The sequence below is a fragment of the Amycolatopsis granulosa genome (genome assembly GCF_011758745.1).
GTDB lineage: Bacteria > Actinomycetota > Actinomycetes > Mycobacteriales > Pseudonocardiaceae > Amycolatopsis_E > Amycolatopsis_E granulosa.
The window spans coordinates 4,809,854-4,835,053 of sequence record NZ_JAANOV010000001.1 but is presented as its reverse complement, the minus strand read 5'-3'; the positions used below and the strand labels follow the sequence as shown (position 1 = coordinate 4,835,053).

The 25,200-nt window shown below is 71.5% G+C and carries 19 protein-coding genes; 11 read left to right on the top strand and 8 right to left on the bottom strand.

Annotated elements, in window-relative coordinates; all coding sequences use genetic code 11:
* Nucleotides 1–31 precede the first annotated feature (31 nt).
* From FHX45_RS23720 to FHX45_RS23705, 4 genes are all read left to right on the top strand, one after another.
* Nucleotides 32–529 carry a hypothetical protein gene (locus FHX45_RS23720; protein ID WP_167106081.1) on the top strand — a complete coding sequence of 166 codons (498 nt, stop codon included), beginning with the start codon at nucleotides 32–34 and terminating at the stop codon, nucleotides 527–529.
* Nucleotides 530–576: 47 nt separating this feature from the next.
* Entirely contained in the window at nucleotides 577–1,521 is a 945-nt protein-coding gene (locus tag FHX45_RS23715; protein ID WP_167106078.1) for an oxidoreductase, read from the top strand.
* A gap of 37 nt (nucleotides 1,522–1,558) precedes the next feature.
* On the top strand, nucleotides 1,559–2,560 hold the full coding sequence (gene lipA, locus FHX45_RS23710; RefSeq protein WP_167106075.1) for a lipoyl synthase: 1,002 nt from the start codon (nucleotides 1,559–1,561) through the stop codon (nucleotides 2,558–2,560).
* Between the two features lie 99 nt (nucleotides 2,561–2,659).
* Entirely contained in the window at nucleotides 2,660–3,313 is a 654-nt protein-coding gene (locus tag FHX45_RS23705) for a VTT domain-containing protein (RefSeq protein ID WP_167106072.1), read from the top strand.
* An 18-nt stretch (nucleotides 3,314–3,331) separates the two neighbouring features.
* Here the strand turns inward: FHX45_RS23705 and FHX45_RS23700 are convergent, their stop codons facing one another.
* Nucleotides 3,332–5,257 (bottom strand): acyl-CoA dehydrogenase family protein, encoded by a 1,926-nt coding sequence (locus FHX45_RS23700; protein ID WP_167106069.1) that lies wholly within the window; start codon nucleotides 5,255–5,257, stop codon nucleotides 3,332–3,334.
* Between the two features lie 156 nt (nucleotides 5,258–5,413).
* Between FHX45_RS23700 and FHX45_RS23695 the strand changes: the two genes are divergently transcribed.
* Together FHX45_RS23695 and FHX45_RS23690 are read left to right on the top strand one after the other, a co-directional pair.
* Nucleotides 5,414–6,277 (top strand): patatin-like phospholipase family protein, encoded by an 864-nt coding sequence (locus FHX45_RS23695; RefSeq protein ID WP_167106066.1) that lies wholly within the window; start codon nucleotides 5,414–5,416, stop codon nucleotides 6,275–6,277.
* A gap of 115 nt (nucleotides 6,278–6,392) precedes the next feature.
* Nucleotides 6,393–7,613 (top strand): L,D-transpeptidase, encoded by a 1,221-nt coding sequence (locus FHX45_RS23690; RefSeq protein WP_167106064.1) that lies wholly within the window; start codon nucleotides 6,393–6,395, stop codon nucleotides 7,611–7,613.
* A gap of 315 nt (nucleotides 7,614–7,928) precedes the next feature.
* Here the strand turns inward: FHX45_RS23690 and FHX45_RS23680 are convergent, their stop codons facing one another.
* The 3 genes from FHX45_RS23680 to dnaE form a co-directional block, all read right to left on the bottom strand.
* Entirely contained in the window at nucleotides 7,929–9,107 is a 1,179-nt protein-coding gene (locus tag FHX45_RS23680; RefSeq protein ID WP_167106061.1) for a low temperature requirement protein A, read from the bottom strand.
* Nucleotides 9,108–9,407: 300 nt separating this feature from the next.
* Complete coding sequence (locus tag FHX45_RS23675; protein ID WP_208407531.1) at nucleotides 9,408–10,808, bottom strand: MFS transporter; 1,401 nt, start codon at nucleotides 10,806–10,808, stop codon at nucleotides 9,408–9,410.
* A gap of 187 nt (nucleotides 10,809–10,995) precedes the next feature.
* A complete protein-coding gene (gene dnaE / locus FHX45_RS23670; RefSeq protein ID WP_167106054.1) occupies nucleotides 10,996–14,586 on the bottom strand; it encodes a DNA polymerase III subunit alpha in 3,591 nt (1,196 codons plus the stop codon).
* 143 nt (nucleotides 14,587–14,729) lie between these two features.
* On the opposite strand from dnaE, the gene FHX45_RS23665 reads away from it, so the two are divergent.
* The 4 genes from FHX45_RS23665 to FHX45_RS23650 all read left to right on the top strand — a co-directional run bounded on the left by FHX45_RS23665 (nucleotide 14,730) and on the right by FHX45_RS23650 (nucleotide 18,294).
* The gene (locus tag FHX45_RS23665; RefSeq protein WP_167106051.1) at nucleotides 14,730–15,302 is read left to right on the top strand and encodes a TetR/AcrR family transcriptional regulator; all 573 of its coding nucleotides are present in this window, start codon (nucleotides 14,730–14,732) and stop codon (nucleotides 15,300–15,302) included.
* 67 nt (nucleotides 15,303–15,369) lie between these two features.
* The gene (locus FHX45_RS23660) at nucleotides 15,370–16,125 is read left to right on the top strand and encodes an SDR family oxidoreductase (RefSeq protein ID WP_167106048.1); all 756 of its coding nucleotides are present in this window, start codon (nucleotides 15,370–15,372) and stop codon (nucleotides 16,123–16,125) included.
* 58 nt (nucleotides 16,126–16,183) lie between these two features.
* Nucleotides 16,184–17,101, top strand: a complete 918-nt coding sequence (locus FHX45_RS23655) for an asparaginase (protein ID WP_167109384.1) — start codon at nucleotides 16,184–16,186, stop codon at nucleotides 17,099–17,101.
* Nucleotides 17,098–18,294 (top strand): aminotransferase class V-fold PLP-dependent enzyme, encoded by a 1,197-nt coding sequence (locus FHX45_RS23650; protein WP_341771591.1) that lies wholly within the window; start codon nucleotides 17,098–17,100, stop codon nucleotides 18,292–18,294. The genes FHX45_RS23655 and FHX45_RS23650 overlap by 4 nt, the downstream gene beginning before the upstream one ends.
* Before the next feature lie 78 nt (nucleotides 18,295–18,372).
* Here the strand turns inward: FHX45_RS23650 and FHX45_RS23645 are convergent, their stop codons facing one another.
* From FHX45_RS23645 to FHX45_RS23630, 4 genes are all read right to left on the bottom strand, one after another.
* Entirely contained in the window at nucleotides 18,373–18,531 is a 159-nt protein-coding gene (locus FHX45_RS23645; protein WP_167106045.1) for a hypothetical protein, read from the bottom strand.
* Nucleotides 18,532–18,535: 4 nt separating this feature from the next.
* Nucleotides 18,536–18,832 (bottom strand): hypothetical protein, encoded by a 297-nt coding sequence (locus FHX45_RS23640; protein WP_167106042.1) that lies wholly within the window; start codon nucleotides 18,830–18,832, stop codon nucleotides 18,536–18,538.
* A 141-nt stretch (nucleotides 18,833–18,973) separates the two neighbouring features.
* Complete coding sequence (locus tag FHX45_RS23635) at nucleotides 18,974–21,424, bottom strand: FtsX-like permease family protein (RefSeq protein ID WP_167106039.1); 2,451 nt, start codon at nucleotides 21,422–21,424, stop codon at nucleotides 18,974–18,976.
* Nucleotides 21,418–22,161, bottom strand: a complete 744-nt coding sequence (locus FHX45_RS23630) for an ABC transporter ATP-binding protein (protein ID WP_167106036.1) — start codon at nucleotides 22,159–22,161, stop codon at nucleotides 21,418–21,420. The genes FHX45_RS23635 and FHX45_RS23630 overlap by 7 nt, the downstream gene beginning before the upstream one ends.
* A gap of 135 nt (nucleotides 22,162–22,296) precedes the next feature.
* Here FHX45_RS23630 and FHX45_RS23625 point away from each other — a divergent pair, with 135 nt between their 5' ends.
* The gene (locus FHX45_RS23625; RefSeq protein WP_167106033.1) at nucleotides 22,297–25,029 is read left to right on the top strand and encodes an AAA family ATPase; all 2,733 of its coding nucleotides are present in this window, start codon (nucleotides 22,297–22,299) and stop codon (nucleotides 25,027–25,029) included.
* The last annotated feature ends 171 nt before the right edge of the window (nucleotides 25,030–25,200 follow it).

Sequence of the window (25,200 nt, the reverse complement as noted above, 5' to 3'; positions counted from 1 at the left end):
TATGCTTCAAACTCTCAGTAGGCGGTCTGCGATGAGCTGGAACGACTTCTACCGGCGGCGCGACATCCTGGACGCCGTCCTGACCGCAGCGGCCCGCGACCCGCGGGGCCCGCTGCCCTTCGACGAGATCCCCGGGGCCGCGGAAACCTTCGGCAGCCGCGAGAACCTGATGCTCGCGCTCCACCACAAGTGGACCCAGCTGCTCAGCGGGCACCTGCGCGCCGAGGAGGCGGAGGACGACGACCACGTGGCCGCGGTCCGGCGCGCCTGGACCGCCACGGTCCGCCGCAACCACACGCTCCACCAGGTCGTCGCCGCGCACCGCGACGACTACCCCGCTCTCGAATCCGCGCACCGCGCCGAGCAGGCGATGCTCGCGGTGGCCGCCGGGCTGGCCGAGCCGGACGAACCGGTGGCGGACATCGTCAAGGTCGGCGCCGCGTTCGAGGCACTGCTGACCGAGGGGCCCGGCGTCCGGCCGGCGCGGCCGTTCGACCGCCTGTGGCGGATGCTGGCCCCGAGCGCGTGATCTTCGTCAGGGCCCGGAACACGCGCCGTCGCCTTACCATCTCGGACATGAAAACGTGGACCGCGGCCGACATCCCCGACCAGACGGGCCGCACGGTGCTGGTCACCGGCGCGAACTCCGGTCTGGGTCTGCACACCGCGCTCGTGCTCGCCGGCAAGGGCGCGCGCGTACTGCTCGCCTGCCGCAACACCGAACGCGGCGAACAGGCGCTGCACACGGTCGCCGCGGCCGCGACGGCCCCGCCCGAGCTGGTCGCGCTCGACCTGGCCGACCTGACGTCGGTCCGGGCCGCGGTGGCCCGGGTGCGCGAGCTGACCGGCGGCGTCCTCGACGTCCTGATCAACAACGCCGGGTTGATGGCGGCGCCGAAGGCCCGCACCAAGGACGGTTTCGAGCTGCAGTTCGGCACCAACCACCTCGGCCACGCGGCACTGACGTGGCTGCTCATGCCGGCCCTGCGGCGCGGCACGCACGCCCGCGTGGTGACGCTGTCCAGCCTGGCGGCCACCGGCGGGCGGGTCGACTTCGACGACCCCAACTTCGAGCACCGCCGCTACAACCCGGCCGCGGCGTACGCGCAGTCGAAGCTCGCCAACCAGATCTTCGCGCTGGAACTGGACCGGCGGCTGCGCGCGGCCGGTGACGCCGTGCTCAGCGTCGCGGCCCACCCCGGGTACACCGCCACCAACCTCAGCTCGACCATGTCGAAGGCCCAGGGCAACACGGTGGTCCGGGCCGTCATGGGCGGGGTCACCGCCCTCGGCGACCTGCTCCTCGCGCAGAGCGTCCGCACGGGTGCGCTGCCGTCGCTGATCGCGGCCACCGCCCCGGATGTCAACGGTGGCGACTACCTCGGCCCGCGCCTGTTCGGCGGCATGCGTGGCGACCCCGCGGTGGTGCGGCCGGTGCGGGCCGCGCTCGACCGGGACAACGGGTCCCGGTTGTGGGAGCTGACGGCCAAGTTGACCGACGTCACCCCGGACCCCGCGTAAGGTCGTTTTCCGGCACCGGGGGCGTAGGCTGGGGCGCGTGACTGTTGTGCCTGAAGGTCGGAAACTGCTGCGGCTCGAGGTCCGCAACAGTGAAACCCCGATCGAGAAGAAGCCGTCCTGGATCAAGACCCGCGCGAAGATGGGGCCGGAGTTCACCGAACTCAAGGGCCTGGTCCGCCGGGAGGGCCTGCACACGGTCTGCGAAGAGGCGGGCTGTCCCAACATCTACGAGTGCTGGGAGGACCGCGAGGCCACCTTCCTCATCGGCGGTGACCAGTGCACCCGCCGTTGCGACTTCTGCCAGATCGACACCGGTAAGCCCGCCGAGCTGGACCGCGAGGAGCCGCGCCGGGTCGCCGAGAGCGTCCAGGCGATGGGCCTGCGCTACTCCACCGTCACCGGGGTCGCGCGCGACGACCTGCCCGACGGCGGGGCGTGGCTGTACGCGGAGACGGTTCGCCAGATCCACGCGCTGAACCCGGGCACCGGTGTGGAGCTGCTGATCCCCGACTTCAACGCCGAGCCCGGCCAGCTGGCCGAGGTGTTCGGCGCCGAGCCGGAGGTGCTGGCGCACAACGTGGAGACCGTGCCGCGGATCTTCAAGCGCATCCGCCCCGGCTTCCGCTACGCCCGCTCGCTCGAGGTGATCACCCGCGCCCGCGAGGCCGGGCTGGTGACCAAGTCGAACCTGATCCTCGGCATGGGGGAAACCCCCGAGGAGGTCGAGCCGGCGATGCGCGACCTGGTGAACGCCGGGTGCGAGATCCTCACGATCACCCAGTACCTGCGCCCGTCGGTGCGGCACCACCCGGTGGACCGGTGGGTCAAGCCGGAGGAGTTCGTCGAGCACGCCAAGGTCGCCGAGGGTCTCGGGTTCGCCGGTGTGATGGCCGGCCCGCTCGTCCGGTCGTCTTACCGCGCGGGCCGTCTCTACGCCCAGACCAAGCGTCACCGCGGCGAGGAACTGCCGCAGAACCTGGCGCACCTGGCCGAGGCCGGGCCGGCCGCGCAGGAAGCCAGCAGCCTGCTGGCCCGCTGAAAGCCAGGGTCTTTCCCTGACGTAAGTGCACTGTGTGCCCGATACCGTGGCCGGTAGCGTGAACAGGGCAGCAAGGGCATAACGGACAGGGGATCGCAGGTGGCGTTGGTAACCGACATCTTGGACTGGCTGCAGGCGCTACCGCAGCCGGCGCTGGTCAGCGCGACGGGCGCGCTCGTGCTGGCCGAGTGCACCATCGGGCTCGGTTTCATCGCCCCGGGCGAGTCGGGCCTGCTGGTCGCCGCGACCACCGCCAACACGGCGCCGCGGTTCCTGATCCTGTGGGCGGTGGTCGCGATGTGCGCCATCATCGGCGATTCACTGGGCTACGCGATCGGCCGGAAGTTCGGGCCACGGCTGCGCGAGACCAACCTGATCCAGAAGTACGGCACGGACGCCTGGGACAAGGCGACGGACGTGCTGCACCGGCGCGGCGCGTGGGCGGTGTTCTTCGCACGGTTCCTGCCGGTGATCCGGACGCTGACCCCGGCCGCGGCCGGTACTTCCGGGCTGGAGTTCCGGAAGTTCCTGCCGGCCGCCGCCGCGGGGGCGACGTGCTGGTCGCTGCTGCACATCAGCCTGGGCGCCGCGATGGGTGAGGCGGCCAAGCGCATCGAGGGCCTGATGAGCACCGGCGGCCTGATCGTGGTCGGCGTGCTGGCCGCGGTGGGCGTCTTCTTCCTGCTGAGGTGGAAGAAGAAGCGGGCGATGGCCAAGCCGGCGGCCCCCGCGGAGAGCGGCACGGTGGAGTAGCCCGCCGCCGGTGCCGGCTCAGCCGGTCGCGTAGCGGCGGGCCACGCTGTGCTCGGTGGAGGCTCCCGCCCGCCAGTCGGCGATCCACGGGCCGGTGCCCTCGCTCGGGTCCAGCACGCCTTCTTCGAGCCAGGTGTGGGCGCCGTCGAGGACGCGGCCGGTCAGCCGGCGGTCGGCGTCGTCGGTGTTGTGCCACAGTTTCTCGAACAGCGCCTCGATCCGCAGTCGCGCCTGCCGGCAGAAGACGTCGGCCAGTTCGTAGGCGGCCTCGCCCTCCCGTTTGTCGTCCTGGCGCTGCATCTCCGCCCGGACGCACGCGGCCGACATCGCGAACAGTTCGGCCCCGATGTCCACGATCCGCCCCAGGAAACCCTGCCGTTGTTCCAGCCCGGCCTGCCACCGCGCCATCCCGTAGAACGTGGACCGCGCCAGCTTGCGCGCCGTCCGCTCGACGTAGCGCAGGTGCGGGGCGAGCTGCCCGAACTCGGCGAACGAGGTGGGCACCTGCCCGCGGCCGGCAACCAGCTGCGGCAACCACTTCGCGTAGAACCCGCTGGCCTTCGCGGCGGCCTTCGCCTTCGCCGGCAGGCCGGCGTCGGCCTCCGCCAGTGCCCCGGCCGCCGCGAGGTGCGCGTCGACCGCCTCGCGCGCGATGAGCAGGTGCATGATCTCGGTCGAGCCTTCGAAGATGCGGTTGATCCGCAGGTCGCGCACCAGCTGCTCGACCCCGGCCGCCCGCTCCCCGCGCGCGGCGAGCGACTCGGCGGTCTCGTAACCGCGGCCGCCGCGGATCTGCATCAGCTCGTCGGCGATCTTGCAGGACATCTCGCTCGCGTACAGCTTCGCCAGCGCGGCCTCGATGCGGATGTCGTTGCGGCCCTCGTCGCTCATGTGGCCGGACAGCTCCTGCACGCTCTCCAGCGCGTACGTCGTGGCCGCGATGAACGAGATCTTGTTCGCCACCGCCGCGTGCTCCGCGATCGGTTTGCCCCACTGCACGCGCGCCGCGGACCACTCGCGCGCGATCTTCAGGCACCACTTGCCCGCGCCCGCGCACATCGACGGGATCGACAGGCGCCCGGTGTTCAGGGTGGCGAGCGCGATCTTCAGCCCCTTGCCCTCGCCGCCGACAACGGCGTCCGCGGGCACCCGCACCTGGTGGAAACGGGTGACACCGTTCTCGATGCCGCGCAGGCCCATGAACGCGTTGCGCCGCTCCACGGTGATGCCCGGCGAGTCCATCTCCACGATGAACGCGGTGATCCCACCCCGGTGCCCCTCGCCGCGCGGCACCCGCGCCATCACCACGACCAGTTCGGCCACCACACCGTTGGTGGTCCACAGCTTGACGCCGTCGAGCAGGTAGGCGCCGTCGCCGGTGGGCGTCGCCGTGGTGGCCAGTCGCGCCGGGTCGGACCCCACGTCCGGCTCGGTGAGCAGGAAGGCGGTGACCGCGCCTTCCGCGCAGCGCGGCAGGAACTTCGCCTTCTGTTCGGGCGTGCCGGCGAGCTTGAGCGGCTCCGGCACGCCGATCGACTGGTGCGCCGACAGCAGCACGCCCAGCGTCGGGTGCACCGAGGCGAGCAGCGCGAGCGCCCGGTTGTAGGTGACCTGCGACAGCCCCAGCCCGCCGTATTCCTCGGGGATCTTGATCCCGAAGCATCCCAGCTCGGCCAGGCCCTTGACGTACTCGTCCGGGATGCGCGCCTCCCGCTCGATCACCGTGCCGTCGAGCGTCTCGGCGTACTCGCGCAGGCGGGTGAGGAACGCCCCGGCCTTCGCGGCGGCGGCCGGGTCGGCCCGGGGGTGCGGGTGGACCAGGTCGAGCCGGAAGCGCCCCAGGTAGAGCTCCTTGGCGAACGACGGCTTGCGCCAGCCGCTCTCCCGGGCCTCCTCGGCGACCGCGCGGGCTTCCTGCTCCGTCACCTTCGGCTGATCAACCACCGAGCACCTCCCCGTGTGCCGTCAAGACCTTTGTGACCAGTGTTACTCGCCGGTAGTGCGGAAGGGAAGCCCCCGGATCGGGGTGGTCAAGGCCACCCGTTCTCCCGTAGCGGGGGCGCGGGGCGCGGAGCACCATGCGAACAGGGAGGTGGTCGGATGGTGGACCTTCCCCGTCCGGTCGGGTTCGTGCTCGGTGGTGGCGGCAGCCTGGGCGCGATGCAGGTCGGCATGCTCCGCGCCCTCACCGAGGCCGGGATCCGGCCGGACCTCGTCGTCGGCACGTCCGTCGGGTCGCTCAACGGCGCGGTCCTCGCTCTGGACCCGGACGACGCGGGCGAGCGGCTGCGCAAGACGTGGAGCCACATGACCCGCCACGAGGCGTTCCCGGGCGGGGTGCTCAGCCAGGTCCGCACCCTGCGGCACAGCAAGACGCACCTGTTCGCGAACATCGGGCTGGCCACGATCGTCGACGACCACCTCGGCCCGGGCACCACCTTCGAGGACCTCGCGCTGCCGCTGGGCGTCGTCGCGACCGTGGTGGACACCGGGGAGGCGCGGCTGTTCACCTCCGGCGAGCTGCGGCCGCCGCTGCTGGCCAGCGCGGCGATCCCGGGGATCTACCCACCGGTCGAGCACGAGGGCCGGCTGCTCTACGACGGCGGGCTGGTCGCGAACGTGCCCATGCGGCAGGCGCTCGCGCTCGGCGCCCGCTCGCTGGTCGTGCTCGACTGCGCCTTCCCCGGCCAGATCCCGTCGCCACCGCAGACGTTCGCCGAGGTGCTGATGTACACGGCGATGGTGAGCATGCGCAACCAGGCCGTGCTGGAGGCGCCGATCGCCGCGGCGGAGGTGCCGGTCGTGTACCTGCCCGGCCCGCGTCCGGTCCGGCTCAGCCCGCTGGACTTCAGCCGCACCGACGAGCTGACCGACCTCGCCTACGAGGCGGCACGCATCTATCTGCGGGAGATCACCGTCGACGGTCCCGGCCTCTACGGCGGCCCCGGCGTGAAGGTGATGTGACCCCGCGGGCAACGCCGTGACGCGGGCCACTTCCGCACAACAAACCGGGTGAGGAGGCGTCTATGCGGGCACGGTAGTTTGCTTGTTCCGCCCACGATTTGCGCAAAGAGACCACATGACAGTCAAGAAGACTTTACTTTCCACCCGCAGGGCGCCGATCACGGCCGGACTGCTCGCCGTGGCGCTCTTTCTGTCGGCCTGCACTTCCGGTGATCAGGGCAATACGAGCAACGGCGGTACAGCCGCGCCGGCGAACTCCGGACAGGCCGCGGTGACCGTGTCCATCGAACCCGCGAACGGCACGAACATCAGCCCCGCCACGCCGATCGTGGTGAAGGCGGCCAACGGCACGCTCACCGACGTGACGGTCCAGAACACCGCCAAGCACACCACGGTCAAGGGCCAGCTCTCGGCCGACAAGACCACCTGGACCTCGTCGGAACCGCTGGGCTACGCCAGCACCTACACCGTCGATGCGCGCGGCGCGGACAGCGCCGGCAAGACGGTCGACCAGCAGGGCCAGATCACCACGGTGGCACCGGCCAAGCAGGCCAATCCGAACCTGATCCCCGCGCCGGGCGCGGTCGCCCAGACGGGGGTGGGCGTCGGTCAGCCGATCGTCTTCCAGTTCAGCTACGGGGTGAAGAACAAGGCCGACGTGGAAAAGCAGCTTTCGGTGGTGTCGAACCCGCCGCAGCAGGGCTCCTGGTACTGGATCGACGACAAGAACGTGCATTACCGGCCGAAGGAGTACTGGCAGCCAGGCACCACGCTGACCGTGTCGGCGAAGATCTACGGCGTCGATTTCGGCAACGGTGTCTACGGCGCGGAGGACCGCACCGAGACCTACCACGTGCACGACTCCTGGATCGCCAAGGCCGACGGCAACACCGAGCAGATGCAGATCCTGCACAACGGACAGGTGGTGAAGACGATGCCCATTTCGATGGGCAAGGACGCCACCCCGACCCACCTGGGCCCGCACGTCATCTCGTTCAAGGCCGAGACCTACCACATGGACTCGTGCACCTACGGCGTCTGCAAGGGCGATCCGAACTGGTACAGCTCGGACGAGAAGTGGTCCGAGCGCATCTCCAACGACGGCGAGTTCGTGCACGAGAACCCGAACAGCGTGGGGGCGCAGGGCAGTTCCAACGTCTCGCACGGCTGCATCAACCTCAACGCCGAGAACGCCCAGTGGTTCTTCCACAACATGGGCCTGGGCGACGTCGTGGAGGTGACCAACTCGGGCGGGCAGGCGCTGCCGGTGTGGGACCTCTACGGCGACTGGGCGCTGTCCTGGGACAAGTGGCAGCAGGGCAGCGCGCTCAAGTGACCGTGTGGTGATCGCGGTTCCGGGACGGCACCATGGGGGCCATGGCCGTCCCGGAACTCGATCACGCGGCGGCTCGTGGAGGGCGCCGCCCGGATCGTCGCGCTCACCGGCGCCGGTGTCTCCACCGACTCGGGCATATCCGGGACTTCCGCGGGGCCGTCCTCACGCAGAACATCGACGGGCTCCACCAGGTGGCCGGGAACTGTCCGGACCGCGGAGCACCGGTGATCATCGTCAACGCGTCCGGAACGCCCTACGACGACGTGGCGGCCGTCGTGCTGCGGGAACCGCTGGGCGAGGTGCTGCCCGCGCCGGTCAGTCGCTGACCGGTTCGCCGTGGGCGGCGATCACGGTGGTGGCCACCAGCGCCGCGGCGATCAGGGCGGTCAGGTACACCGGCACCGGGGTGAGCGACGCCGCCAGCACGAGCACCGCGGCGAGCGGGAAGGCGATCGCGATGGGGCGGCACTCGTTGCGCGGCCCCACGTGCAGCAGCCACACGCTGACCAGGAACACGGCCACCGGCAGCGTCGTGGCCAGTGCGGCGACCAGGCCCGGCGTGTGCGCGGCGCCGGTCATGCGGTCCAGCGCCACCTCGATGCCCACGCCGACGGCGGCGGCCGAGGTGAAGATCAGGTAGTGGCCGTAGCCCCAGGCGAAGCCCTGCCGGAACTGGGCCAGCCGCTGGTGGCCGGGCTGGTCGAAGTACAGCCACCACATCGCGAACACCAGCACCAGCCCGGCGAGCGCGAGCAGCACCAGGTCGAGCAGGTCGTGTCCGGTGTCGATGGCCTCCCGGACGGCGTTGGTGGCGCCGAACACCGTCTCGCCGAGCACGATCAGCGTGAACAGGCCGTACCGTTCGGCGATGTGGTGCCGGTGCCAGCGGGTGGGTGCCGGCCGCTCGGCCCACACCGGCACCAGCATCTCGGCCGCGGCGAGCACCAGGAAGCTGGGCAGCAGCCACGACTCCGGCACGGCGATGCGTGCCACCCAGCCCGCCTGGACGACCGTGATGCCGGCGGCGAACCGCAACGCCGTGGGCCGGCACTCCGGTTCGCTCGCGGCGGCGCGCAACCACTGGGCGACCATCGCCAGGCGCATCAGCACGTAGCCGATCACGATGACGGTGAAGTCGTCGGCGAACGCCCGGCTCACCCCGGCGGCGACCACCAGGGCGCCGCCGATCTGGACGAACGTGAGCAGCCGGTAGGGGCCGTCGTCGGTGTCGAACGCGGACGCGAACCAGGTGAAGTTGACCCAGCCCCACCAGATCGCGAAGAACACCAGCAGGAAGCTGAGCACCCCGTGGCCGACGTGGTTGTCCGACAGCGCGTGGTGCAGCTCGCCCGCGGCCTGACCGACCGCGACGACGAAGCACAGGTCGAACAACAACTCCAGCGGGGTCGCGACGCGGTGTTCCTCGTCGCGGTCGCGCGCAGCCATCGGCCGGTACCAGACCCGGTACCGCCGGTTCGCCGGTGCCACGGACATTGCCTTCCCTCCCCGACGGCCGGATGTGCGCCCATTGCAGCACAGAAAAAGGGGTGGGCCCGGCTCCCCCTCATCCGGGCCCACCCACACGGGTGCCTTCCTGCCGCCGCACGATCCCCCGCGGACGCCGACGGCGCGGCCGGGCGTGACCCTGAGTGTCCACTCTGGAGAGCCCGGAGCGCGGTTCCATCCCCGGAACCGGCCCCGCATCGCCACTGTGCGTAGCTGCCGCCCGAAGCCTGAAGGCTGTACAAGGTTTACCCGGTTGCTCTCCGTCGAGCTAGCACCTTCGGGACAGTCTCACTCATATGGAGCAGCAGGAGTAGCTCTCGGTGATTGATCGTCAGAGCCGCGTACCCGCCGGGCCCGCAGTTCCGCGATTCCGAGACCCAGCGCCACGACGACGAACCCGACGGCGCACAGCATCGACACCGCGAGCGCGCCCGGGAAATCGCCGTGCGTGGCCGGCACGACCGCGCGGAAGACCGAGGCGAGCACCGCCGTGCCGATCGCCGTGCCGATCCGCTGCCCGGTCTGGAGTGCTCCCCCGGCCACCCCGGCCATGCTCGTCGGCACGCACTCCAGGGTGAGCGTGGTGTTGGGCGAGATGACCATCCCGCCCCCGATCCCGGCGGCGAGCAGGGGCAGCGCGACGACCAGCCCGAGGTTTTGCCCGGGGGCGAGCCACGCCAGCAGCGCGACCACCCCCAGCCCGCACGCGACGAGGGACAGGCCGCTGACGGTGAGGCGGCGGCCCCACCGGGCGACGAACCGGCCCGCCACCGCGGCCGACACGGCGGCGCCGACGGCGAACGGGGTGACGGCGAGACCGGACTCCAGCGGCGAGTACCCCAGACCTTGCTGGAAGAACAGGGCGAACACCAGCCAGATCCCGGCGAACCCGCAGAAGTACACCGCGCCGATCGCCGCGCCCGGCGCGTAACCCGGGGTTTCGGTGAACAGCCGCACGTCCATCAGCGGCGGGCGGCCGCGCCGCACCACGCGCCGTTCCCACCACACGAACGCGAACCCGACCACGACCGCCACCCCGAACAACCACCACAGGCGGCGCAGACCCTGCTGCTCGGACTCCACGAGCGGCAGCAGGACGCACAGGACGGCCGCGCCGAGCAGCAGCACCCCGAGGAAGTCGATCTCGTGCCGCAGCCGGGCGGGGCGGCCCTCCGCGCGGGGCACCAGCCGCAACGCCAGGACGAACGCCAGCACGCCGATCGGCACGTTGACGTAGAACACCCAGCGCCAGCCGTGCTCCTCGCCGAACACCGCGATGATGAGCCCGCCCAGGACCGGCCCGACCGCGGTCGAGATGCCGACCACCGAGCCGAACGCGCCGAACGCCTTGCCCCGTTCCGGGCCCTGGAACAGGTCCTGGATCAAGCCGCTGTTCTGCGGCGTGAGCATCCCGGCCGCGCAACCCTGGAGCAGCCGCGCGATCACCAGCACCTCACCGGTGGGCGCGGCACCGGCGAACGCGCTCATCGCCACGAACGCCGCCAGGGCGATGAGGAACATGCGGCGCCGGCCCAGCGCGTCCCCCAGCCGGCCGCCCGACACCAGGACCAGACCGAACGCCAGCGCGTATCCGGACACCACCCACTGCGCGGTGCCCGCGTTCCCGCCGATGCCCTTCTGGATCGAGGGCAGGGCCACGTTGACGATGCTCACGTCGAGCAGGCCCATGAACCCCGCCGTGAGGGTCACGGCCAGGGCCTTCCAGCGGCGCGGATCCTGTTGCCGGGTGAGCGTCACTCCTCCATGGTCGCTTCTGCTCACAGATCGCGCCCGCCACGGTGCTCGCGCCGCCCGCGGCGGGAGGGACGGCCCTGGCGGTTGGCCCCGGTGCCGGCGTGGCCGTTGTGCTGGTGCCCTAGGTGCCCGCGGTGATACCGGGGATGCCCTTGAGCTCGCCCATCAGCATCGAGCTGACCTTGACCGGGTAGTCGTAGAGGGCGAAGGTCGTCTCGCGCTGCCTGCCCACCAGCTTCAGGCGCACGGGGGTGTCGCCGCGGTGGGCGAGCAGGGTCGACTTCAGTTCGCCGACCACGCTCTTGTCCAGGCGCTCCGCCGTGCACCGCAGCACCAGCGGCGGCTCGTCGTCGCCGTTGCCGATCTCCGACAGGTCCAGCGGGACGAGACCACCGCCGAAGACGGACATCTTGTCCTCCCGCCAGTTCACCCGGCCCTTGACCAGGACCGCGTTGTCCTCGACCAGATCGGCCGAGAACATGGCGTAGGACTTGGGGAAGAACAGCACCTCCAGCGAGGCGTCCATGTCCTCCACCGTGCAGATGGCCCAGGGCTCGCCCTTCTTGTTGACCCGCCGCTCCAGCGAGGTGATCAGCCCGGAGATGATCAGCTCGCCCTCCTTCGGCGGGTTGTCCAGGATCGCGGCGATCGGCCGCGGGGCGTGCTTGCGCAGGATCCGCTCGGCACCGTCCAGCGGGTGGGCCGACACGTACAGGCCCAGCATCTCCCGCTCGTAGGCCAGCAACTGCTTGCGCGGCCACTCCTCGTCACCGAACCTCAGGTGCGCCAACGGCGACGACGAGGGCGCGGCCTCCGCCGCGTCACCGTCCGCGCCGAACGCCCCGAACAGGTCGAACTGGCCCATCGCCTCCTGGCGCTTGAGCGGCACGACCGCGTCGACCGCGTCCTCATGGACCTGGATCATCGACAGCCGCGTGTTGCCCAGCGAATCGAACGCGCCCGCCTTGATCAGCGATTCGATGACCCGCTTGTTGCAGGCCACCAGCTCGGACTTGTCCAGGAAATCGGTGAAGGAGGAGTACTTGCCCTTCTCCTGGCGCGTCTTGATGATCGACTCGACGACGTTGGCGCCTACGTTGCGCACCGCGCCCAGGCCGAAGCGGATGTCGTCGCCGACCGCGGCGAACCGCTGGCCCGACTCGTTGACGTCCGGCGGCAGCACCTTGATGCCGAGCCGGCGGCACTCGGACAGGTAGACCGCCGACTTGTCCTTGTTGTCGCCGACCGACGTCAGCAGCGCGGCCATGTACTCCGCGGGGTAGTTCGCCTTCAGGTATGCGGTCCAGTAGGACACGAGGCCGTACGCGGCCGCGTGGGATTTGTTGAACGCGTACCCGGCGAACGGGAGGATCGTGTCCCACAGCGCCTGGATGGCCTCGTCGGAGAAACCGCCGGGAACAAGGTCACTGGCCTTCATCCCTGCGGCGAAGCCCTCGAACTCCTTGTCGAGGACCTCCTTCTTCTTCTTGCCCATCGCGCGGCGCAGCACATCCGCCCGGCCCATCGAGTAGCCGGCGACCTTCTGCGCGATGTGCATGATCTGCTCCTGGTAGACGATCAGGCCGTAGGTGTCGGCCAGGATCTCCTTCAGGGGCTCTTCCAGCTCGGGGTGGATCGGCTTGACCTGCTGCCGCCCGTTCTTCCGGTCGGCGTAGTCGTTGTGGGCGTTCATGCCCATCGGGCCGGGGCGGTACAGCGCGCCGACCGCGACGATGTCGTCGAACACGGTCGGCTGCATGCGCCGCAACAGGTCCCGCATCGGGCCACCGTCCAGCTGGAACACGCCGAGCGTGTCACCGCGAGAGAGCAGCTTGTAGGTCTCCGGGTCGTCGACGCCGAGGGTGTCCAGGTCGATGTCGATGCCGCGGTTGGCCTTGATGTTGTCGATCGCGTCGCCGATGACGGTGAGGTTGCGCAGCCCCAGGAAGTCCATCTTCAACAGGCCGATGGCCTCACAGGACGGGTAGTCCCACCCGGTGATGATCGACCCGTCGTCGCGCTGCCACAACGGGATGGCATCCATCAGCGGCTCGCTCGACATGATGACCGCGCAGGCGTGCACGCCGGCGTTGCGGATCAGGCCCTCCAGGCCGCGGGCGGTGTTGAAGATCGTGGAGACCTCGTCGTCGGTCTCGATCAGCGTCCGCACCTCGGCGGCCTCGCCGTACCGCTCGTGCTGCGGATCCACGATGCCCGACAGCGGGATGTCCTTGGCCATGATCGGCGGCGGCAGCGCCTTGGAGATCTTGTCCGCGATCGCGTACCCCGGCTGGCCGAAGTGCACCCGCGCGGCGTCCTTGATCGCCGCCTTGGTCTTGATGGTGCCGAACGTGATCACCTGGGCGACCTTGTCCGCGCCGTACTTCTCGGTGGCGTAGCGGATCATCTCGCCGCGGCGGCGGTCGTCGAAGTCGATGTCGATGTCGGGCATCGACACGCGCTCGGGGTTGAGGAACCGCTCGAACAGCAGCTTCTGCGGGATCGGGTCCAGATTCGTGATGCCGAGGACGTAGGCGACCAGCGAACCCGCCGCCGAACCACGGCCGGGACCGACGCGGATGCCGACTTTGCGTGCGTAGTTGATGAGGTCGGCGACCACGAGGAAGTAGGCCGGGAAGCCCTTCCCGATGATGACCTCGAGCTCCATGTCGAGCCGCTCGCGGTAGCCATCGGGCGCGCCGTCGGGGAACCGCCACGCCAGACCGCGGTCGACCTCGGCCCGCAGCCACGAAGCCTCGTCGTGCCCGTCGGGCACCTCGAAGACCGGCATCCGGTCCTTGTGCGTGTACACGTCGTCGTAGGACTCGACGCGCTCGGCGATGAGCAGGGTGTTGTCGGCGGCGCCGGGCACCTCGGTGTCCCAGTACTCGCGCATGTCCGCGGCCGACTTCAGGTAGTAGCCGTCGCCGTCGAACTTGAACCGGTTCGGGTCGTTGAGCGTCTTGCCGGACTGCACGCACAGCAGCGCCGAATGCGAGTCGGACTGGTCCTTGGTGACGTAGTGCGAGTCGTTGGTGGCCAGCGGCTTGAGGTCGAGCAGCCTGCCGACCTCCAGCAGCCCCTCGCGCACCGACCGCTCGATCGGCAGCCCGTGGTCCATCAGCTCGAGGAAGAAGTTGTCCGCCCCGAAGATGTCCCGGTAGTCCGACGCCGCCTGGATGGCCTCCTGCTTCTGGCCCAGGCGCAGCCGCGTCTGCACCTCGCCGGAGGGGCAGCCGGTGGTGGCGATGATGCCCGAGGCGTTCTCGGCGATCAGCTCCCGGTCCATCCTCGGCTTGCGGTAGTAGCCCTGGATCGAGGCCAGTGAGGAGAGCTTGAACAGGTTCCGCAGACCGGTCGCGTTCTCCGCCAGCATCGTCATGTGGGTGTAGGCACCGCCACCGGAGACGTCGCCGCCCTCGCCGAACTCGTCGGAACCGCGCTGCGACGCCTGCCCCCAGAACACCGGCTTCTTGGTGAACCGCGACTCGGGCGCGATGTAGGCCTCGATGCCGATGATCGGCTTCAGCCCGGCCTTGCGCGACTGCTGGTAGAACTCGTCCGCCCCGTACATGTTGCCGTGGTCGGTCATCCCGACCGCGGGCATGCCGAGACGGCTCGCCTCGGCGAACAGCGGGGCGATCTTCGCCGCACCGTCGAGCATCGAGTACTCGGTGTGCACATGCAGGTGGACGAAGGAATCGTTCGACACCAGCAGAAACCTCCCCTGTGACCTCACGCCGCCTGCTGCCGGCCTGGAGAGCCAGCGTAGCTCGGGGCACCGACGAAAACGGCGCCGACGTGCCGAGCGAACTTTATTTGACCTCAAGTTCCAGTATCGGCTAGGGTCGAGCCGTGGCGAGAGCGAAATCCTTCGACGTCGACGCGGCCGTGGACAAGGCGATGGAGGTGTTCTGGGCACACGGGTTCGCGGGCACCACGCCGCAGCGCCTGGTCGATGCCCTCGGCATCGGGCGCGGCAGCCTGTACAACGCGTTCACCAGCAAGCACGCTCTCTACGAGCGCGCGCTGCGACGGTACTACGAGCGGGAGACCGTCCGGCTGATCGAGATCCTGGACGGCGCAGGACCGGCGCGGGAGCGGGTGCGCAGGGCGCTCGACCTGGTCGTCGAGGCGGCCCGTGACGACCGCCGGGGCTGCCTGGTGGCCAACGCCGCGGTGGAGTTCGGCGAGTCCGACCCGTCGGTCAACCACCTGGTCCGCCGCACCTTCGAGCGTCAGGAGGCGGCGTTCCGCAGCACCATCGAGGAGGGCCAGCGCGCGGGCGAGATCGACCCCGGTGCCGACGCCCGCGCCCTCGCGGCGTTCCTGCTCACCACCCTCAACGGTATCCGCGTGCTGGCCAAGGCCGATCCCGATCCGGACCGGCTGGCGAGCCTGGCGGAGACGGCGATGCGCGCGCTCTGAGCCGTTCGGCTCCGCGGCGCTTCGCGCTGCGGTGATTTTGTAACTACAGTTCAAGAAAGGGAAGTACGTGGACCTGCGGCTGGACGGGAAGACGGCGGTCGTGACCGGCGCGAGCAAGGGAATCGGGCTGGCGACCGTGCGGGCGCTCACCGCGGAAGGCGTGACCGTGTTCGCGGCGGCACGCAGCGTGAGCGAAGGGATCGGGATCGAGGCCGACCTGACCACGCCGGACGGAGTGGCACTGCTCGCCGAACGCGCCGGTGACGTGGACATCCTGGTGAACAACCTGGGCGGGGTGGTGCCGGCCAGCATGCGGGCCGGGGGCTTCCTGGACATCGACGACGACGCGTGGCTGCGGACCTACGAGCTGAACCTGTTCGCGACCGTGCGGGTGACCCGTGCGCTGCTGCCCGGGCTGCTCCGCCGGCGCGGCGTCGTGATCAACATCTCGTCGATCGGCGCCCGGGCCGCGTTCCCGCCGGTCGACTACGGCACGGCGAAGGCGGCCCTGACCAACCTGACGAAGGCGCTGGCCGAGGAGTTCGGCGCGCGGGGCCTGCGCGCGCTGACCGTCAGCCCGGGCCCGACGCGGACGCAGAGCTGGGCCGACCCGGCCGGGTACGCGGGCGAGCTGGCCGCGGCCGCCGGGGTGCCGCTGGAGGAGTACCTGGCCGGGGTTCCGGCGGCGATGGGCATCACCACCGGACGGCTGAGCGAGCCGGCGGAGACGGCCGCGCTGGTGACGTTCCTCGCCTCGCCACGCGCGGGCAACCTCACCGGCGCCGACTACCTGGCGGACGGCGGAGTGATCAAAACCGTGTAAGTGACGAGCGTCCGCTTGACACAACGGCGAGCCCGCGGCGAGCCTGGCCGTCGTGGTGATCCCTCTGGTCCAGGTGTTCCGTGACGGTCGGGTGGAAAGCGTCCACTTCGGATCGCGAGTGGTCCTCGCGCCCGACGGGACGCTGCTGGAAGCCCGGGGCGAGGTCGACGAGCCGGGCTACCCCCGGTCGACGGCCAAGCTCATGCAGGCCGCCGGCATGGTGCGGCTCGGTCTCGACCTGCCGTCCGACCTGCTCGCACTGGCCGCGGCGAGCCACTCGGCGGAGGAGTTCCACCTGGCCGGTGCCGCCCAGATCCTCGGCGACGCGGGCCTGAGCGAGGACGACCTGCGGTGCCCGGCGCACCTCCCCCACGACCCGGTCCTGCGTGACCAGTGGCTCGCCGACGGCCGCGCGCCCCGCCGGCTCGCGCACTGCTGTTCCGGCAAGCACTCGGCGATGCTCGCCACGGCGAAGCGGAACGGCTGGCCCACCGCCGGATACCTGGACCCGGCGCACCCGTTGCAGACCCGGCTCGCCGCCACCGTGGCCGAGCTGGCCGGCGAGCCGGTCGCGCACACCGCGGTCGACGGGTGCGGCGCCCCGCTGTTCGCGATCTCCCTGCGCGGCCTTGCCACCGCGGTCCAGCGCGTCGCCACCGCGCCGCCCGGCACACCCGAGCACCGCGTGGCCGAGGCCATGCGCAAGCACCCGGAGATGGTCGCCGGCCCGAACCGGGACGTCACGCAGCTGATGACCGCCGTGCCCGGGCTGATCGCCAAGGACGGTGCGGAGGCCGTGCAGATCGCGGTCCTGCCGGACGGCACCACGGTCGCGGTCAAGATCGCCGACGGCGCGGACCGGGCCCGCATGCCCGCGGCACTGGCCGCGCTGCGCCGGGTCGCCCCCGAATACGACTGGGACGACGTCGTCAAGAGGTGTCCCCGCCTGGCCACGCCGAATATGGTCGGTCTGTGACGACCTTGACCGCACTGGACGCAGCAGCCGTCGACCGCCTCCGCCAGGAGACCCCGGGCACCGGCGAAGTCATCCACCTCAACAACGCCGGTTCGTCCCTCCCGCCGGACCGGGTCACCGGCACCGTGCTGGACTACCTGCGCGAGGAGTCGGTGCGCGGCGGTTACGAGACCGCCGCCGCGCACGCCGAGCGGATCGAGGGCGTGTACGGCTCGATCGCCCGGTTCCTCGGCGCCGGCACCGCCGACATCTCGCTCACCGACCACGCCACCCGCTCGTGGCAGGCGGTCTTCTACGCGTTCCGGTTCGGCCCCGGCGACCGGATCCTCACCTGCCGGTCGGAGTACGCCAGCAACGCGATCGCCTACCTGCAGGTCGCCCGCCGCACCGGTGCCGTGGTCGAGGTCGTCGAGGACGACGAGAGCGGCCAGCTCGACGTCGCCGACCTGGAGCGCCGCCTGGACGACCGGGTGAAGCTGATCTCGATCACCCACGTGCCCACCCAGGGCGGCCTGGTCAACCCGGCCGAGGAGGTCGGCGCGATCGCCGAGCAGGCGGGCGTCCCGTTCCTGCTCGACGCGTGCCAGTCGGCCGGGCAGCTGGACCTCGACGTGCGCCGCCTGCGCTGCGACGCGCTGTCCGCCACCGGCCGCAAGTACCTGCGTGGCCCGCGCGGCACCGGCTTCCTCTACGTGCACCCGCGGCTGCGGGAACGGCTCGAGCCCGCGATGCTCGACCTGCACTCGGCCACCTGGACCGCGCCGGCGGAGTTCGAGATCGCCCCGGACGGACGTCGGTTCGAGACGTGGGAACGCAACTACGGTCTCGTGCTGGGCCTCGGCGCCGCCGTCGACTACGCCCTGGAGGTCGGGCTGCCCGCGATCGAGGAGCGGGTGACCGCGCTGGCCGCGCGGTTGCGGGCGGACCTGTCCCGGATCCCCGGCGTGACGGTGCACGACCAGGGCCGGCACCAGTGCGGCATCGTGACCTTCAGCGTCGCCGGCGTCGACGCCGGGGACGTGCGGGACACCCTGTACGGCGCGAAGGTCAACACCTCGGTGGCGCGCCCCACCTCCTACCAGTACGACCAGCAGGTCCGGCAGCTGCCGGACATGGTGCGTGCGTCGGTGCACTACTTCAACACCGAGGACGAGCTGCGCACCCTGGTGGAGACCGTGGAAAAGCTGGCCTGAACCGGACGCACCCGGCAACGCCGCCCTCCCCGGTCCTGTCCATCCGGAGGGACCGGGGAGGTGCCCCGGACGCAGCCGCTAATCGTTGTGGGGCACCGCGGCGACCGGCGTCCTCGCTGCACCGCGGGCGGGAACGATGGCGCCGAGCACGGCTATGACGATCCCGGCCAGCGCCAGCGAGCCCAGCACCGGCGCGTGCCGGACGTCCACCACCAAGTCGGACGGACCGCTGGTCAACGGCCTACGACCCGTTCCGGGAAGTGATCTCCCGGACGGGCAGGAGTTCCACCACGGCGCCCGACCGCTCCAGCAGCGGCGCGGACGCGGCCCGCCGGGGATCGGCGCGGTACGCGGCGAACTCCTGCTCACCGGGGAACGACACCAGGTGCGCCTCGGTGCGGTCGTCGAGGGAACGCACCCGCCGCTCGAGGCGCCCACCGTACTCGGACAGCAGCGGCAGCACCGAATCCTCGTAGGCGTCGAAGGCCGCCGCCCCGTCCTCGGGCAAGCGGGCGAGCAGCAGGAACGTCACGGTCATGGGTCCATCCAACCGGCCCGGGATCACCACCCCCAACGCGGTCCGTTCACCACACGGCTGCCGGGCGCGAACCGGGTCAACTCGCCGGAACGGCGGCCGGACGCTTTCCTCGATCACCGGTTCGCGCTCGTCATCAGACCGTCATCGGGCGCCGGTGCGCGGTCTTCCGCCCCGGTCCGTGATCGCCGCGGCCAAGATCGACGCCGGCATGGCGAGGAGTGCGCATCCGGCTACCGCCGCCGCGGCCGCGAGCCATGGCACGTGGATCGGTAGCGGACCGACGACGCGCACGAGCGCCGCCCATTGTCCGGTCAGCGCCAGTGCCGCCGTGGCGGTGGCCAGGACGACGCCGATCGCCACCACCAAGAGGGACTCCGCCGCGACGAAGCGCAGCACCTGGGATTGGCGGGCACCGGCGAGACGCAGTGCCCGGCGTTCCGGCGCCCGTTGGGCCGCTGCCATCAGCGCGATGTTGACCAGCGCGATGGCGGTGTACGCGAGGATGACGCCGAGCACGGCCAGCAGTCCGAGCCTGCTCGCGGAGCCCCGGTGAGCCGCAAGGCTGTCGGCCCACACCGAGCGGGACACCATCCGGGCGTTGTGCCCCTCGGTCGCCCCGCGCAATGCCTCCTCGACGGCCGCGCCCGGGGTGCCGTCATGGAGCTTCACGTAGGCGACGCTGGGCAGAGCGGTCGGGGGGTCCACGGCCGGCGGCGTGATGTAGGCGTCAGCGCCGGCTCCCGCGGCGAGCACGCCGACCACGGTGAGCGTGGTCGCGGAGCCGTCGGCGCGGCGGAGACGCAGGGTCTCGCCGAGGCCCCGCTCCCAGTCGGCGGAGACCACGATCCCGTGCTCGTCGAGCGCGGAGAACGAGCCTTCCGCCAGAGCGATCCGGACGGCGGACGGAAAGGTACCCGGCTCGACGACCTCGACCGGGCGCTGGATCAGGACGGTGTCCTGGCCTTCCGCGGTGTACACGCTGGTCGGCGTGGAGGTGGCGACGTCGACCCCGGGTGTGTTCCGCAGCCGTCCGACGAGCTCCCGGTCGAGGCCCGCGTCCGTCGTGGGCAGGACGAGATACTCGGCCCGCACGGGTGCGGTCTGCTGGGTGGTGTCCGCCGCGTCGCCGGTCGCGGCTCCGCCGAGCAGCGATACGGCCAGCGCGACCATCACCAGCACCGGCCCCGCGGCCGCGGCTGTCTGCCGGGCGGACGTGAGAGCGGAACCGGCCACCACCATGCCGGTGGCGCCGCGCAGCCGCTCGAGCGGTCTGGCCAGCACCCGCGTGACGGGCCGCACCACGGCCGGAGCGAGGAGGCTGACGCCGGCGACGAGCAGCATGACGATCGGCATCGCCGTCTTGTTCTTGGCCGCCGACTCGGGGTCGAACCCCACGTTGACGGCCATGCTGATGATTCCGCCCAGGAGCGCGGAAAGACCGAGCAGCCAGCGCACCGGTGTCATCGGCCTCGACTCGGCCGCCGCCTGACGCATCGCCTCAACCGGGGCGACGCGCGAGGCACGCCACGCCGCGGCGGCCGCGCCGAGCAGCGCGACGAGAACACCGGCCGGGAACGCCACCAGCGCGGGGACGGCCGAGTGGCTCACTACCGTCCAGGCCGGGGCCATGCCATGGCTGATCAGGCCGTCCAGCGACCACCCGGTGGCGAGGGGCCCGACCACCGCACCCAGTGCGGACGCGACGACCGCGACGGCCCCGGCCTCGGCGAGCACCATCCGGCGCACCTGGCGCCGGGTTCCCCCGACAGTGCGCAGCAGGGCGAACTCCCGCAGGCGCTGCACCACGGTGAACGCGAACGTCGAGGACACGACGAAGATCGCCACGAACGCCGCGAAGCCACCCGCGATACCCGCGATGGTGTTGGCGTTGTTCCGCGCCCGGTCGTCGTCTTGCCTGGTCGGGTCGGCCAGTGCCCGGTCCTGGCCGGTGAGGATCCGGCCGCGGTCGCCGACCACGGCCCGTACGGCGTCGGCCGGTTGCCACAGCGCCAACGCGTCGATTCTCGGCGACAGCGCCGCGGCCCGTGCGTCGGTGAAGAACAGGGTGTCCTGTGGGCCGGCTGACGTGATGCCGACGACCGTGTACGTCTGTGCACCGCCCGCGGTGACGATCCGCACCTGTTCGCCGAGGGTGACCCCCTGACGGGCCGACACGCTCGCCGCGATCTCGCCGTCCGCGGCCGGAGGGCGTCCGGCGGTGAGATGGTGCGGCGCGGTGCGCGCCGCAGACCACGGCCGCCCGGTCGCCGGCGGACCGCCCGCCAGCGCGGCGGGGAAGACCCGGTCGATCACGGCGTCCGGGAACTCGGCCGCGAGGACCGCGGGCAGCCCTCGCGGCTCCGCGGGCCGCGAGGGCTGCCCCGCGATCGGAGGCAGGCCGGTCAGCTCGCCGGGTACGACCACCACCGGCGCCGCGGCGTACCGCTGGGGCGCCCGGTCAGCGGTGGTGACCGTGCTGGCAAGGACCTGCCCGGTCACGGCGATCAGCCCGGCGCCGAGAAACAGAGCGAAGAAGCAACCCACGAAGGACACCCAGCGGGTGCGCAGGGTACTGAGCGCGATGGTCAGCACGACGCCTCCAGCAGCACCATCCGCGACATCACCGAGCGCGGATCGGGATCGACCAGTTCGTCGCGGATCTGGCCGTCGGCGAGGAAGACGACCCGGTCCGCGTACGCAGCGGCCACCGGGTCGTGGGTGACCATCACCAGGGTCTGGGCGTGCCGGTCGACGAGCGTGCGCAGCAAGTGCAGTACGTCGCGCCCGGTCGCCGTGTCGAGCGCGCCGGTCGGCTCGTCCGCGAACAACACCGCGGGCCGCGTGACCAGTGCCCTGGCGATCGCCACCCGCTGCTGCTGGCCACCGGACAGTTGCGCCGGACGGTGCCCGCGCCGGTCCTCGAGCCCGACGGACGCCAACCCCTGGCGCAGGAGATCGGGATCGGGCCGCCGCCCTGCCAGCCGCAGCGGCAGCGCGACGTTCTGCTCCGCGGTCAGCGAGGGCATCAGGTTGAACTGCTGGAAGACGAAGCCGACCTTGTCGCGGCGCAGCTGGGTCAGCTTCCGCTCGCTCAGCGCGGTGAGGTCCGTCCCGCCGAGGAACACCCGGCCGGAGTTCGGACGGTCGAGGCCGGCGGCACACTGCAGCAGCGTCGACTTTCCCGAGCCCGACGGACCCATCACCGCGGTGAACGTCCCATGCCCGAAGGTGACCGACACGTCGTCCAATGCGGTCACCTCGCCACCGTCACCCCGATAGCTACGGGTCACCGCCTCCAGCTTCACCGAGGTGCCGGTCTCGGTCATCATCGTCATCACGGTCTGGTCCGTCCTGCTCGTCTGGGCCGGGGCGGCCGCCCCTACCAGGGGACATTAGGAAGACCGTCGTCCGGCCGGTACCGGACAACCGACTAGGATCCAGACTGGGCAGAAGGGAAATCCGAGGTGACGCCGCTGCACGGCAGGGGGCCCGAACAGGCAACGCTCGACACCCTCCTCGCCGCCGCGTCCGCTGGGTCCAGCGGCACGCTGGTGCTCCGGGGAGATCCGGGTATCGGCAAGACCGCGCTCCTGTCCTACGCCGCCGCGCAAGCTCGCGACACCCACGGCATGACCGTGGTTCAGGCCGCCGGGTTCGAGACCGAGGCGGAGTTGCCGTACGCCTCGCTGCACATGCTCCTGCGTCCCGCGCTGAACCGGATCGACGCGCTGCCCGCCCCTCAGACGGCCGCCCTCAAGCAGGCGTTCGGCCTCGCGCGGGAGGGCGGCGGCGACCAGCTCATGGTCGGCCTTGCCGTGCTGTCCCTGCTGTCCGAGCTCGCCGCCGACGGTCCCCTGCTGTGCCTGGTCGACGACGCGCACTGGCTCGACCACAGCTCGGCTCGCGCGCTGTTGTTCGCGGCCCGGCGCCTGCACGCCGAGGGCATCGCCCTCGTCCTGGCCGCCAGGGACGGCTTCGACGCGGCGGGGCTGCCCGAGCTACGGCTCGCCGGGCTCGACGACGACAGTGCACGGGATGTGCTGGCCGAGCACGCGCCGGGGCTCACCCCTCCGCTGCGGCGCCGGGTCCTCGAAGAGAGCGCGGGCAACCCGCTCGCCCTCGTCGAACTGCCCAGCACCGTGGCGGACCATTCCCGCACCTTCGAACCGCTGCCCCTGCCGCGCCGCATCCAGGACGCGTACGCCGCGCGGATCGCCGAGTTGCCGCCGCAGGCCCGTACGTGGCTGCTGGTCGTCGCGGCAGAGGACGACGGCGATCTCCCGACGGTCCTCGCCGCCAGTGCGCGACTCGGCGCGGGCGCCGGGGCACCGGATGCCGCTGAACGGGCCGGCCTGGTACGGATCGCCGGCGGGCGCGTCACCTTCGCGCACCCGCTCATGCGTGGCGCCGCACTGCGCGCCGTCACCTTCGAGGAGCGCCTCGCGGCGCACCGCGCGCTCGCGGCTGTCCTCACCGACCGGCCGGACCGCCGCGCCTGGCATCTGGCCGCCGCCGCGACGGGCCCCGACGAACAAGCGGCGCTGGCCCTCGAGGAGAGCGCCGCCCGGTCCAGGGAACGCAATGGACACGAGGCCGCCGCACCCGCACTGGAGCGTGCGGCCGAGCTCACCGCCGACCCGGGCCGGCGTGCCCGCCGGCTGATCGCGGCCGCCAGGGCCGCCGTGGACGCCGGTCTGGGCCCGAGGGCGGGCTCACTGCTCGATACGGCCGCCCGGCTGACCGACGATCCGCGAACACGGGCACGGGCACAAGCCCTGCGCGCCCGCATCGCCTTCGACGACGGCGACCCCGGTACCGCGCACGACCTGCTGCTGGCCGCCGCCGGCACCATCGCCGGAGGCAACACCGCCCAGGACCGTGCCGAGGCCGGTCTCCTGCTGGTCGACGCGGCGCGCAACGCGTGGCAGCTCAGCGACACCAGCCGGCTGCGGGCCGCCGCGGACCTGCTGCGCGAACTGGGACCGCACCCCGAGCACGGGCTGGGGCCCGCCGCCGCCGCGGTGTACGGCGCGGCGGAGTTCCTCGAACGTGGCCCGGCGGCGGCGTTGTCGATCATGCGCGCCCTCGTGGACCACGGCCGCAAGTCCTCCAGCAGTCCGGACCTGCGGGTCAACGCCGCCTTCGTCGCCGGCCTGGTCGGCGACTTCGAGGCCGGACGGGAGATCTCCCTGGCCGTCGCCGCCGAGTGCCGCTCGCGCGGCGAGATCGGGTGGCTACCGCTGGTACACCTCACCCTCACCGCGTCCGAGCTCTACCTCGGCAAGTTCCGGGACGCCGAAGCGTCGGCGGCCGACGGGCTGCGGATCGCCGCGGACACCGGCCAGCCCAACCGGGCCGGCTACCTCGAGGGGATGCTCGCCTGGATCTGCGCGGTGCGCGGCGAATACGACCGTTGCGCCGAACTCGCCGCCCACTGCCACGACCACTTCGACACCACCGGCATCGTGAACAGCCTGGCGTGGGCCGAGTGGGCCCTTGCCCTCGCCGATCTTGGCCGGGGCAGGTTCGCGGAGGCGCTCGAACGGCTCGAGCATGCCCAGGAGGGCCGGGTCGGCCGCCAGATCCAGAGCGTCTACTACGCCCCTGACCGCATCGAAGCCGCCTCCCGTCTCGGCGGTCACGACCGCTCGGCGCGCGCGGCGCTGGAGCAGATCACCGCCTGGGCCGAGGCATCCGGGCTCGGCTGGGCCGATGCGGTGCTGCACCGCTGCCGGGCGCTCGTGGAACAGGACTGGCCCAAGGCGCACGAATTGTTCCGTACGGCCGTTCGCCTGCACGCCAACACCGGACGGCCGTGGGAGGCCGCCCGCACCCACCTTCTCTTCGGCGAGCGGCTGCGCCGCGAGCGCCACAAGACCGATGCCCAGCTCCACCTTCGCACCGCCTTGTCAACCTTCGAACGGCTTCGCGCGACCCCGTGGGCCGACCGCGCCCGTGCCGAACTGCGCGCCGCCGGCGCCACCATTACCCCGCGGCCCGGCCGTGACCCGGCGCCATCGCTTTCGCCGCAGGAACTGCGGATCACCCGCCTGGCGGCGACCGGCATGAGCAACCGGGAAATAGCCGGCCAACTGTTCCTGAGTCCGAAAACGGTGAGCTACCACCTCTACCGGGCGTTCCCCAAGCTCGGCGTCACGAGCCGCGCCCAGCTCGCCGGCCTCAGCCTCGCGGACTGAAGCCCCGGGCCGCGCGGCCCGCCCGCGCACCACTTCCGCCAGGTCGCTCGCCAGGCACAGTCACCGCCGCGAGCGCGTGACTGACGGGCACCGCCCAGTTCTTCCACCGGATGCGCCCTGAGGGGTTGCTGATGTCGGGGGTTGGTGGTGTCGGCGTAGCACACAGCGGTC